Annotated in this window: 11 protein-coding genes; 2 read left to right on the top strand and 9 right to left on the bottom strand. The window is 38.0% G+C overall.

Translation table 11 applies throughout. From position 1 onward, the window contains the following. Window positions 1–2: 2 nt before the first annotated feature. From J1905_RS11550 to ppnP, 6 genes are all read right to left on the bottom strand, one after another. Window positions 3–3215, bottom strand: coding sequence for a SusC/RagA family TonB-linked outer membrane protein (locus J1905_RS11550; protein WP_250318079.1), 3213 nt, complete (start codon window positions 3213–3215; stop codon window positions 3–5). A gap of 134 nt (window positions 3216–3349) precedes the next feature. Beyond that, on the bottom strand, window positions 3350–4273 hold the full coding sequence (locus tag J1905_RS11545) for a FecR family protein (protein ID WP_214227390.1): 924 nt from the start codon (window positions 4271–4273) through the stop codon (window positions 3350–3352). Window positions 4274–4331: 58 nt separating this feature from the next. Further along, complete coding sequence (locus J1905_RS11540; RefSeq protein WP_214227389.1) at window positions 4332–4883, bottom strand: RNA polymerase sigma factor; 552 nt, start codon at window positions 4881–4883, stop codon at window positions 4332–4334. A gap of 387 nt (window positions 4884–5270) precedes the next feature. Then, window positions 5271–6020, bottom strand: a complete 750-nt coding sequence (locus J1905_RS11535; protein WP_214227388.1) for a DeoR/GlpR family DNA-binding transcription regulator — start codon at window positions 6018–6020, stop codon at window positions 5271–5273. A 4-nt stretch (window positions 6021–6024) separates the two neighbouring features. Further along, window positions 6025–7200, bottom strand: coding sequence for an MFS transporter (locus J1905_RS11530; protein WP_214227387.1), 1176 nt, complete (start codon window positions 7198–7200; stop codon window positions 6025–6027). Between the two features lie 70 nt (window positions 7201–7270). Next, window positions 7271–7585 (bottom strand): pyrimidine/purine nucleoside phosphorylase, encoded by a 315-nt coding sequence (ppnP, locus tag J1905_RS11525; RefSeq protein WP_214227386.1) that lies wholly within the window; start codon window positions 7583–7585, stop codon window positions 7271–7273. A gap of 257 nt (window positions 7586–7842) precedes the next feature. Here ppnP and J1905_RS11520 point away from each other — a divergent pair, with 257 nt between their 5' ends. Beyond that, complete coding sequence (locus tag J1905_RS11520) at window positions 7843–8745, top strand: hypothetical protein (RefSeq protein WP_214227385.1); 903 nt, start codon at window positions 7843–7845, stop codon at window positions 8743–8745. A 121-nt stretch (window positions 8746–8866) separates the two neighbouring features. On the opposite strand, the gene J1905_RS11515 is transcribed toward J1905_RS11520, so the two are convergent. From J1905_RS11515 to J1905_RS11505, 3 genes are all read right to left on the bottom strand, one after another. Then, window positions 8867–9478 carry a GIN domain-containing protein gene (locus tag J1905_RS11515; protein WP_214227384.1) on the bottom strand — a complete coding sequence of 204 codons (612 nt, stop codon included), beginning with the start codon at window positions 9476–9478 and terminating at the stop codon, window positions 8867–8869. Between the two features lie 162 nt (window positions 9479–9640). Beyond that, on the bottom strand, window positions 9641–10264 hold the full coding sequence (locus J1905_RS11510) for an HAD family hydrolase (RefSeq protein WP_214227383.1): 624 nt from the start codon (window positions 10262–10264) through the stop codon (window positions 9641–9643). A gap of 11 nt (window positions 10265–10275) precedes the next feature. After that, entirely contained in the window at window positions 10276–10941 is a 666-nt protein-coding gene (locus J1905_RS11505; protein WP_214227382.1) for an O-methyltransferase, read from the bottom strand. Between the two features lie 100 nt (window positions 10942–11041). Between J1905_RS11505 and J1905_RS11500 the strand changes: the two genes are divergently transcribed. Beyond that, the gene (locus tag J1905_RS11500; protein WP_214227381.1) at window positions 11042–13216 is read left to right on the top strand and encodes a GH92 family glycosyl hydrolase; all 2175 of its coding nucleotides are present in this window, start codon (window positions 11042–11044) and stop codon (window positions 13214–13216) included. Window position 13217: the final 1 nt, after the last annotated feature.

Raw genomic sequence — 13217 nt, 5'->3', positions numbered from 1 at the left:
CTTTATAATTTTATAGTTGCGCCAAAAAGAAACGTTTTTGCAGTTGGATAACTGGAATAATCTATACCCAATGATTGGTTTCCACCACTCGATTTTGGACTGTTAATTAATGGGTCGTAACCACTGTAATTGGTGATTGTAAATAAATTTTGCCCGGTAACATAAATGCCTAAACCATTAAGCCAGGTAAGCTTGCTGAACTTAAAATTATAACCCAGACGTGCAGAATTTAGCCTTAAGAAATCTGATTTCTCTAAGTAGAGCGTAGAAAGTTGAGGGGGATTTGCTGGATTAGCCCCTGATTTAAAATAACGGGTAGAAACGTTTCTGTCTGAAGCCAGGTTATTAATATTCAATGCATTTAAGCCGGTATTATTTACTAAATAACCTCCTGACTGCCCTATGATTGAAAAGGAGAAGTCGAAATTCCTGTAAGTCATCTGACTATTAAAACCATAGGTAAATTTCGGAATTGCCCCTTCGATAATTACACGGTCATTGTTATTGATTACCCCGTCATTGTTAACATCCTTGAAGATATTAGCTCCTTTATCATCATAACCGATATGCTCCAATAAGTAAAATGACCCCGCAGCGTAACCACTTTTATAAATATTAGCTGCTACTCCTGATTGTCCGGGGCCAGATATAGTTCCCGAAAGGATTTCTGAAACCGGTAGATTTTCAATTTTATTTTGGAGCGTAGCACCGTTGGCATCAATTGACCAGGTGAAATTACCATTATCGATCAGCCTTGAGCCAAGCATAAACTCAAGCCCTTTATTTACAATTTTACCATCAATATTTACCCATACCGTATTGGTTGGACTTAAAACTTGTGAGGGAATATTAAGGATAGCGTCGGTTGTGGTTTTTTTGAAGTAATCCAATGTTCCATACAATTTCCCTTTCCATAGCTCAAAATCCAATCCTACATTATATTGAGTTACTACTTCCCACTTTAAATCAGGATTTGGTGTTCGGGTAACAGATATGCCATTTACCAGAGCTAAATCATTATACAAGTAGTATCCATCGCCAGTCGACAATGCATAGCTCGCCTTTGTGATTTTATTTTCAACCTCCTGGTTACCGGTTTGGCCCCAGCTAGCCCTTAATTTTAAGTTGTCAAGGAAAGAAACATCTTTCAGAAAATCTTCCTGCGACATGTTCCAGCCAAGTGCAAAAGAAGGAAAGTAACCATACTTGTTGTTCTTTCCGAAACGGGTAGAACCATCAGCACGTACGGAAGCTGTTAACAGGTATTTATTTGCATACGAATAGTTAACCCTTGAGAAAAACGACTGCAACTCATTTTCCTGTGCAAATCCGAATACCCCTGTTTGTTTCCCAGCAAAGCCTGGGTTATTTTCAGGCAAAACACCTGAATTTTCTGCAGCTATACCATCAATACTAAAGCTATTTCCGCCCCTCTCAAATTTTTGATAGGAGAATCCGCCAAGAACTTCAAGTTTGTGTTTGCCCTCTAACAGATTATAGTTCAGATAGTGCTCCATAAGTGTACTTTTGGAGTTTAAATTGTACTGAACATACTTTCCAGTTGGATTAATATCGGTAAGGTTAGGGAAGATCGTAGTATTCCTTTCTGCTACAGAACGATCTAAACCGAGATTAAATTTGTATTCAAGACCTTTCACTATTCTGAAAGAAAGATCCATATTTCCAAGAACCCTTAATGTACGTGTTCTGTCCCGATAAACGCTCAGCAAATAAGCTGGGTTGTAATGCGCATTCATATTGAAATTGGTGTACTTACCATTTTCATCAAAGACCGGACGGGTTGGATTGGACATTAGTGTTTGTATAATTAGCTGACCATTAGAACCCCCATCATCACTGGTTGGAACGCCATCATCTTTTGTTTCACTTGCGGTAAGGTTTACCCCAATTTTTAAACGTTGGTTATCCAGAAAAGATTCAGAAGCATTAATCCTGCCTGAAGTACGTCTGAAATCACTGTTCTTTACAATACCTTCCTGATCCATTTGCGCCGCAGACACATAATAATTCCCGGAATTGGTTTGTTTTGAAAACGACAACGAATTGTTTCTTGTTTGAGCACGACGGTAAATCACATCCTGCCAATCGGTGTTGCCACCATGATCAAAAGCCTTCTCAGTAATTGCGTTACGATATTCATCTGCAGAAAGCAAATCAAGTTTATGCGCTACAGTAGAAAGGCCGAGATAAGAATCCGCCGTGAAGGAAGCCTCCCCCTTTTTCCCTTTTTTGGTGGTTACAATAACTACACCGTTGGACCCACGGGCACCGTAAATTGCCGCAGCAGAAGCGTCTTTTAAAACAGAGATAGATTCAATATCACTTGTGTTTAAAAAGTTAAGCGGGTTCTTTGCCTTCGATGATCCGAATCCCACATTTTGTCCGGTCGGACTTACATCGTCGTTAGTCAAAGGAACTCCATCTACTACAAAAAGAGGTGTGCTTCCGCTTCTGATTGAGCCTACACCACGGATAGTTACATCAACCCCACCACCAGGCTCACCACTACTGTTCACTACCCTTACACCGGCAACCTTACCCTGTAATAAGTTATCTGCAGATACTACAACTCCTTGCCTGAAGCTCTTTTCATCTAGTTGGGTAACTGAACCTGTTACATCCTTTTTTGTTTGTTTTCCATAACCTACAACTAAAACTTCGCCCAGATTTGATGCATCAGGTTCCAGTTTAATGGTAAGTATATCGGCATCTACGGTAACCAGCTTATTTTTATACCCTATAAAGGATATTTCTAATGTTTTCCCTTTAGCCGTCTTAATTTCAAACTCTCCTTTCGCATTGGTACTTACGCCATTTTTTGTTCCAGGCTCTCTAACTGTTGCTCCGGAAAGCGGCGTATCTTTTTCGTCCAACACCTTACCTCTTATGATTTGCTGAGGCGACACTATGGAGGCAGCTTTATCTTTTTTATTCTTGCTAATTAGCACCAGATTTTCAACAATGCTATAGCTAAAATCAGCTTTTTCCGACAGATCTTTAAGCACCTCTTTAAGCGGTTTAGAGTAGGTAACAGGATATGTTTTCTTATCGGCAATTACCGCCTCACTATAGCTAAACTTATAGTTCGTTTGCTTGCTCAATTGTAAAAAGATGTTTACCAAGGTCTCATTAGGTGCCTTAGCATTTTCACTGAAGTAACTGTTTACCAATGCTTTTGACTGTACCGGCTGCATAAGCAAAAAAATGGCAGGCAGAAAACATATCCTTTTCAGGTTTAAAAAAGTATATTTATAGTGCATATTTAAGTTATTAATTTATTTGATACTTAATAGTTAGCCGTAGTTGTTCTCAGCAACTGCGGCTTTTTTTAATGATTTACGACTACGGTATTTCCATATTGTTTGAATTTTAGGTGTGTAACATAATTGATTTGATCCAGGATATTTTGAAGTGATAAACCGCCCTTGATATATAATGTTATTCTTGTATTTAGTATCTCTTTATCTTCGGGTTTAAAGTTTACACCATACTTGAAATTCAGGAGGGTAAATATTTTGTGGAGGGTTACATCGCTTAAATCTATATCCTTCTTATACCAGCTGTAAAGCCGCATATCACTTACGCTTTGCTTTTTAAGTCCTGATGTAGTGAAAACTGCCCTTTCATTGGGTTCTAAATAAGTAATCTGCTTATCTGAAGATACCTGCACATGCCCTGTAATAACAGTAACGCTTGATCTCCCTTTATCAAGGCTGATATGGAATGACGTTCCCAATACTTTTGTTTTAATATTGGCAGATGTGATGATGAAAGGGTGATGTGGGTCTTTTGAAACTTTAAAAAAGGCATTGCCTTTTAACAGGGTAACAGATCTGGTTTCGCCGTTAAATTGTTCAGGGTATTTAAAGACTGAGTTTGCAGCAAGGTAAACCAACGAACCATCATTAAGCTTTACAGAATCGGTAGCTGACAGAGTTGTTACGGTAATATCTTTAACATCAACCCCAGACTTCAACATGATTCCAAGCCCCAGCATCAAGACAATACATGCTACCGCGGCATACTTATAATAGTTTACGAGCGATTTTTTTACTGGGTTGTTAGTTTTTATCTTCCTAAATATCTCTGCTGAAACCGCTTCCTTAGAACCCATTTTAGCACTATCCCATTCAGCATTCTCAAACTCTTTATCTAGAAAGTCTTCTAACAGATTTTTCTCTGCTTCAGAAATTTCATTTTTCTCCCTTTTCTCTGTCAGATATCTGAGATAGTGTATCTTCTTTTTTGTCATAATACTTATAAATCAACTATAAGTACCATCGATGGCAAAAAAGTACTATCGGAATTTGTTAAATTATTGTTAAGATATCATTAAGATAAGCAGCAAGGTAAATTCCAAGCGCAAAGATTAACAAGAATGTTTCTCCCGCATGGAGTCTTAATTGCTTTAATGCCGAAGAAACCTGATTTTTTACAGTTTGTTTGGAGAGATTTAGCTTAGCTGCAATTTGTGCTATATCCATTTCCTCCAATTTATTCATAATCAGAATTTCTTTCCTCTTTTCGGGAAGATGCTCTAATAAGGAATAAAGTTTAGCCAGTAGTTCAGGCTCCAGTGAAGGAGTATTTTCAACTAGGTAATTCTCAAATTTTTCCTCAAGAACTACCGTATCAAAGCGCTTTTTTCTGTACTCTTTTAATACCTGATTTTTGGCGGCCCTAAACAAATAATTTTCTATGGATAAGATCTGGACTTTATCTCTTCTGCCCCACAGGTCAGTAAAGATATCCTGTACTATATTTTGCGAAACATAATCATCACATGTCATCTTAAAACAGAAGGCATACAATTTTTCCCAATGTTGGATATAAATATATTCAAAGCTTTTAAGATCTTTCATTGGAGCATGTCTCTTTGTATGCTAAGTAACAAAACTTAAATGGCCTCAATTTTATTTAAAGGTTATATTTAAATTAATTTTCAGTATTTGGTTAGCTGAATATACTTATTTTATGCAAAAAAGCTTAATATTAAATTGCCTTGATTTTATTTCAGCAACCAAGCTATACACAGCGGCGCAATTCAGGATATTCTTTCTACATTTTGATGAGTACTATACACTTGTTTATTTAGGGCTACCCTTCTAATTACACCTTAAGGCATCTTTTCTCTCTCGGCCTGGCTTTTGCATTACATTATTTGTCCGGGGAGGACCTTTTTAGAAAAGTGAGGGAGATAAGTACAGGAACCAGGGTGGGTGTTTAGGGTTCATCCACCCTTCTTCTTGTTAAACCAATTTTATTCCCAAATTACGATAGGTATCTAATCTATTATCATCACTTGGGATATCTGTAATTAGCACATCTATTTCTTGTATATCACATACCTTAAAACTATGCACGCTATCAAGCTTCTCAGCATTACTCAATGCAATCTTTTTTATTGAGGAATTCAACATTGCTTGCTTCACTTCTCCATCTTCGTTTACTGCAGCAGTAATACCAAATTTACTTTGAACAGCGCATGTGCCCATAAAATACAAATCTGCTACATACTGCTTAACCTCTTCACAAGTTTTAACTCCAGTATTCGTTTGAGTATTACGGTTATAAACTCCACCAAGTACAATGATTTCAACTCCTTTAAACTTTGAGAGTATTGGAACAAGCGCCTGATTATTAGTAACCACCCTAAAACTGGAATCTAATGGCAAGTGTGCCGCAATTACACATATAGTAGTTCCTCCATCCATAAACACCGTTTGCCCTTTATTGATAAATTGCTGAGTCTTTAGCGCGATTACTTCTTTGCCCTCAGTAAGATATTCAGTACGATTCTGAAAACTTAATGGATTCCTTGAAGGTAAAATAGCACCACCTCTTACTTTGGCTAATAATCCATTACTATGAAGTGTTTCAATATCTCTTCTAATGGTATCTTCGGATACATTTAGTTCAATTGAAAGTAAATCGTAAGCTACTTTGCCATTTCGCTTTAAAAGATTTAGGATATGATCAAAACGCTCTTCTCTTAACATAACACTAATGTTTGGGTTTCATTTTATAAAAAACAGCCACCAGAATAAGCAAAAAGCCACTAAAACCTAAAGCAATTGGTAAGGAATATTGATGAGCGATGAATCCAAGCATTGCTGGCCCCGCTAACTGTCCGGCATAACCAATGGTGGTAATTGCCGGAATGGATACCGAAGCAGAAACATTTTTCAACCGGCCTCCTTCACTAATGAAGACAGGAACAATATTGGCAGCCCCTAACCCCAATAATATGAAACCTAGCAAGGCAGTAACCAACCAGGGTGTAAGTATTACTAAAAAGATTCCTGCTGCACCAATAAGACTTCCCCCAATAACAACTTTAGGACCATCAAGATGAGAAACAAGTTTATCCCCAAGTAAACGCATAGTGGCCATTGCAATTGAAAATGCAGCATAACCAACACCCGCCAGTTCTTCATCTATTTTTCTGTTTTCTGTTAAAAAAACTGCACTCCAATCCAACATCGATCCCTCAGCTAGAAAAACAGCAAAACACATTGCACCTAGAAAAAGAACACTTCCGGTTAGCCAGGAAAACGACCTGGAATTAGTGTTTTGGTCATTTGAAGAAAACTCCTGAATGGCTGCCCTCTCAGTCTCTTCATCAAACAAGGCAGTATATTTCCACGAAACAATAATGATCAGCAAAACAGCAATACTTATCGCGGCTGTTATTGGCTCCAGGCCAAGTTTCATCAGGAAACCCAAACCCAGAGAGCCTAAAAGCCCTCCCACACTAAAAAGTCCATGAAGGGATGACATAATTGGTTTACCAAATCTGTTTTGTACATGCACTCCATGAGAGTTCATTGCCACATCAACAGTTCCAACTGCTGAACCAAATATGAATAGTATTACCCCCATCCAGATAACATTATCCATTATTAAAAGTAATGGAAGTGTTAGTGCCATAAGGATTGCTGAACAAAGCATAACTATGCGACTTCCATAGCGATTTGACAAGATACCACTTACAGGCATCATGCTAATTGCACCGGTGCCTAATAATAAAAGAAGCAAGCCCAAACTCGCATCATTTAACTGAAGCCTTTCTTTAGCATAAGGAACCATTGGCGCCCAACTGGACACGCCAAGTCCACATACTAAGAATACCGCTTTTGTAGCTTTTCTAGCTCCTATTGTCTTTTCAATGATATCCATACAAAGTATTTGAATTGCAAATTAACGCAAATTCGCACAAATTTGCAATTCAGTATAGTATCAAATCATATTATCCGTAATAACAGATATAAGCTACATCATCATCACATATAATATCAAAAGACGTTCCGGCAGCTACATGAAAATTGTCCTGTTCTTTGTATGCTTTAAAATCTGCTCCATTGAGCTTTACCTGCATAATGCCTGATACAATTACCATTTGCTCTGGCGAAGAGGCCGAAAACGTATAAGTTCCTTTTTTCATTACACCAACTGTTGCTTTACCTTTTGTTGTTTCCAGACCAAGGCTTTGTACTTTTCCTTCAAAATATACATTATGGGATACTGATTCGTTAAGTTCAGAAGGGTTTTCAGAATTACTCATGATTTTTGTTTTTTATTGGGTTCAAGGTTGTTATTGAGCGCAAATGTATTAATTAATTTAAATCTCAATACTTAATTTTAACTAAGCTTACCTCCCCCATTAATCCTATTGTCTTTAACAACAGAAATGTTATAATAAAAAAGCTTCCTGTCGTTTTTTTACTATTTCCGACAAATTATACTGATTAATTTTAATAGACACATTAATAACCACTAGCAAAAATTTGATTCGTTTACAACATTCAAAAACCAACTGTTATGAAAAAATTTAATCATTTTTTACTTGCTATTACCACAGCAACGGTACTTTTTACTTCCTGCGGTAAAGATGGACCAATTGGTCCGGCTGGGCCAACCGGCACCACAGGTGCGATTGGTGCCACTGGCGCTGACGGCACTAAAATTTATTCGGGCAACGTTGCCCCTGCTGCTGCGCTTGGTGCTACCGGCGATTTTTATCTTAATACCGTCACCAGTATTCTTTACGGTCCAAAAACAGCTGCAGGCTGGGGTACGTCCAAAAGCCTCATCGGCGCAACAGGTTCCACTGGAGCTACCGGATCCCCAGGTTCCAAAATCATCAGTGGCACCGGCGTTCCAGCAGCATCCGTTGGAAGTAATGGCGATTACTATTTGAACCCGGCCAATTATCTGTTTTACGGGCCAAAGGTTGGTGGAGCATGGCCTGTACCCATTAATCTTAAAGGAGCCAAGGGCGATCCGGGAACAGCAAATGTGATTTACTCAGACTGGGTAACCCCAGGCACTTATACTAAAACTACTATTTTTGGTACCGTCTATTTTACTGCTGACATTGCAGCTTCAAAAGTTACCCAAGCCATATTAGATCAGGGTACAGTAATTGTTTACGGTAAACTGGTTGGTTATAATCCCGTAGTATGGCCAACAGACCAGGTCGCAAACCTGCCCATCTCAATTACCTATTTGAATGGTGGGAACTCCAATATCGACATTTGGTCTGCACTTAGTACAGCAGGAAGCATCCGCATCAGTATGACCAGCTCAAGCAATCTCTATGGCTCAATAGCCAACACCCATAAATTCAGATATATAATTATTCCTGGTGGTGTACAAACACTGTCTCGTGTTAATTCAAAAAACTACGATGAGGTTAAACAAACTCTGCACTTGAGAGACTAGAACATTGCTTTAAAAAGCAACCGAAAGTAAAGTGCCGGAAACCATATTCTCCGGCATTTTATTAAGAAATTTCACAAAAAAAGCCCCGAGTAACCGGGGCTCCATCATGGATTTGAAATTCTTACTTTGCTTTATTTGCCGCTGTTTTATCAGCATTCATAACCATCCCTACACTTAAATTCTCTGTCCTCAAACTAGCAAAATCATCAAACTTAACATTCTCCATATTGCTTGCAATCAAGGTGTGCTCATCCGAACTACCACTCATCTTTAACACCGCATCATCACTGATCACTGTATATAAACTACCTACTGTAGATTTAATTTTAGCTGTTGCACTTTGACTTAAAAACAACTGAAGATATTTCACATCAAAGTTGCCTTTAGTTACAACCACCGAACCACCGGCAGCTTGTATTCTTTGAAGATCTTTTACAGAAACATTAACCGTAACTTGATTACTTTCTGTAGAGTTGATATACAAAGTTTGTCCTTCTCTTAAAACTGATGTTTTATCTGCATTAAAGTTCTCATCAACAAAAACTCCTTCCTTATCACTTTGCGTCAATACGATCTTCACATTTCCTGCAACCCAAACCTTGTTGATTCCAGTTGAACTTGTTTTTACTGAAGTAATTTCAATTTTGTTGGCAGCCAAAGTTGTCATCGCCGAAGAGGTTAATAAAATTGTTGCTAATGTTGTTCCGAATAATACTTTTGTAAGAGTTTTCATGACTTTATGTTTTAGGATTTTTCTTATTGTTTTTATTAATAAGACGTCATTACTCCCCTTTCGTTTCAACCAAATCCGGCGTATTATACCAGCATCGTGTAACTCACGACCAACTCCCTAAAAATTTCGACCAACGGCTGTAAATATTTATTAGATATGAGATCAATCTAAGCTTAACCCAAGATCAGCAAGCTTCTTTTTTGTGTCTCCGTAGTCCGTATGATAGATTCCTGTCAGGCCAAGACCTTCCGCTATCTGTACAAAAAGCATTCTATCATCAATATAAACGCTTGTTTCAACATCGCTCTGAGAAATATCTATCGCTACCTTAAAGATATCTGCATCTGGTTTTCTGAAATGCACAAAACTTGAAGAGATAAAAAAGTCGACAAATTCATTCAACCGAAAAGTACTTATCCTATATTGGTTAAGCTCCCTCCCTTCATTACTGATTACCGCAACTTTTAAGTTATACTTTTTCTTAAGGTCACATATCAGTTTAATCATGTCGTTATACGGAAGCGATTTACTAACCATAAATTCTTTAAAGTTATCTTTAGAATAGCCACGATCTTCATAAAACACCAATCTGTCCAAATACTCATCAAGTGTAATTTTCCCAACCTCGTAAGTATCAAAAGTAAGGTGGTGCCTTTCCTCCAACTCTATAAGTTCAAGATTGAATAGCTGTGCGGCTTCGGCCCTAGCCTTTCTATCCCATCCATTAGTGAGTAACACCCCACCGATATCGGTAAAAAGTGTAGTGATCTTTTTATTCTGACTCATATTAAATTCATCTATTTTACAACTGCAATTGCCATTCCATCATATTCTTTCACACCGACAGTTTGAACTATAGTCGCAGTAACATGCTGATTAGAAGCCAACATTTTATTGAAACGTTGCACGCCAATAACCCTCTCATCTGTACTATTTTCATCCAGCACCTTACCCTCCCGGATTACATTATCACAAATTATTACCGTGCCGGAATGCGATAGGTTTAAGGCCATTTCAAAATACTCGGCATATGGTGGTTTATCTGCATCAATGAATATAAGGTCAAAAGGTTCTTCATTAGCCTTTTTTAGTTCCACCATAACATCCATTGCCTTACCAACTCTTAAATCTACTTTAGCCAAAAGTCCGGCTTTTTCAATATTCTGTTTTGCAACATTTGCATGACGAGGGTCAAACTCAATTGTAACAATCTTGCCATCATTAGGGATCGATCTTGCCAGCCATATCGTACTGTAGCCTCCAAGTGTTCCCAGCTCTAGTACTCTTTTTGCATTACACATAAGCGCAATAACCTGCAAAAACTTGCCTTGATTGGCAGTTACACTAATCTGAGGCATTTCTGCAGCATCTAAAGATGTTATAGTCTCCTTAAGAACTTTGTCTTCCGGCGCCAACAATTCACTAATGTAATGGTCTACTTTACCAAATATTTCCTGATCCATATACAAATATAAAATTCAAGCCGACATGTACAATTACAAACCTCAAGGTAATCGTTTCGAAATTTATATATTTGATAAACAACACAAATGTTAAACTAAAATGAGAATCAGAATTAAGAACCTAAGTTTAATCCTGGTCGTCCTACTTGCATCTTATAATGTTAGTAAAGGCCAGAAAAAGACAAATTACACCAAGTACGTAAACACCTTTATTGGTACAGCACCACTTACCGACTCTGCAATCCTTGGCTACAACTTACCTCAAGGCTGGAGGTCATGGGCAGGGCTTACATTTCCTGGCAGTTCTATGCCAAATGCCATGGTACAACTTAGCCCTATTACAGAATACGGATCAGGGGCTGGTTATGAATACGAAGACAATATGATTTATGGGTTTACCCATACCAACAAAGGCCACTGGAATCTTTGTAACATTCCAATTTTACCCGTTTCAGGAATAGCAACAACTCCGGGTCAGGAAGCCAAATTCGGTTCTCACTTCTCTCATAAAAAAGAAAGTTCAGCCCCAGGATTTTATCAGGTTTACCTCGATGACTATAATGTTAACGTGAGTCTTACTTCTACCTTAAGATGTGGATACCATAAGTATGAGTATAAAAACAAAACAGGTCGAAAAATCCTATTTGATCTTGCCAAAGCAAACAACAGAGTAGGAAACTGGAAAATTGAACAAGTAGGAAACACCGACTTACAAGGTTTTCAAAATGTTGGTGAGGTAATCTACTTTTACGCCAAACTAAACACTAATATTGAGAAATTAGAAAAACAGGAAGAAGGCTCCAAAAAAGGCTTTGCAATGGTTCATCTGTCTGGTGGCGGCAAAGAGCCTGTTGAACTTAAAATAGGATTGTCTTTTGTAAGTGTAGAAAATGCAAAAGAAAACCTTGAAAAGGAAATTGGAACTAAATCGTTTAATCAAATCCGCAACGAAGGAACCCAAACATGGGAAACAATATTATCAGCAATACAGGTAAAAGGTGGTGCAGAAAAGCAAAAACAAATGCTTTACTCTTCACTATACAGATCTCTGCTTTGGCCTGCATTACGTAGCGATGTAAACGGAGAATATACAGACGCGAAAAGAAACGTAACAAAAGCCGATTTCAATTACTATACGGAGCCTTCTCTATGGGATACCTACCGTAATAAAGATGTTCTTTTAGGCTTGATTTCTCCTAAAGTTGCACTCGATGTAATCAAATCAATGAAAGATGTCGGTGATAAAACCGGATTTATCCCTACGTTTTTCCATGGTGATCATGGAGCTTCATCAATTGTTGGAGCATATCTAAGAGGTATTGACAATTTCGATATTGAAGGTACCTACAAGCTGCTTTTAAGGAATGCAAATGTATCTCCAGGCGCAAGACCTCACCTTGAGGAGTATATACAAAAGGGTTATATCTCTGATCCTGATATTGCCAATCCACATGTAGAAACCAAAGCCAATGCAGGCGTTTCTAAAACTTTAGAATACTCATACGACGATTATTCTCTTGCTCAAATGGCTAAAAAACTGGGAGACACTACCAATTATAGAATCTTAATGGCCAGATCAAAAAACTACAAAAACATGTTTGATCCCTCTACAAGATTCATGAGAGGCAGATTGCCAAATGGTGATTGGATTAAGAACTTCAACCCTCAGTACCCTTACTATGAATATATGTATAGAGAAGCAAATGCATGGCAAGTATCTTTCTTTGCACCACATGATATGCCGGGATTAATCGAACTATATGGCGGACCGGCAGGATTTGAATCAAAGCTTGATTCATTATTTACCGTGCCTTGGAATCCAAAATACATAGCCCGAAACGTAGAAACCATGATAGGTCAGTATTGCCATGGCAATCAACCTGACCATGAGGCTCCTTTTGCTTATCACTTTATAGGCAAACCAGAAAAATCACAGAAAATAATCGATAAAATTCTGAATGAACTATACGGAATTGGTAAAGAAGGATTGGCTCTTTCCGGGATGGATGATGCAGGAGAAATGTCGGCATGGTATGTATTAAGCTCATTAGGCCTATACACATTTTCAGCAACAGACCCTGAATACATTGTAACAGCTCCTCTTTTTGATGAAGTGATTTGGAAAACAAACACAAACAAAATACTAACCATCAAAAAACCTGGAAAAGGGAGAGGAATTACAGGTATAAAAGTTAACGGAGTAGAAAACAAAGGCTACTTCGTATCGCACGACCTATTCAAAAACGGCGGTAATGTAGAGATTACCACAAAATAAC

The sequence above is a fragment of the Pedobacter sp. B4-66 genome (genome assembly GCF_018492665.1).
GTDB lineage: Bacteria > Bacteroidota > Bacteroidia > Sphingobacteriales > Sphingobacteriaceae > Pedobacter.
The sequence above is the reverse complement of the archived record's forward strand: the minus strand, read 5'-3'. Positions and strand labels throughout refer to the sequence as shown.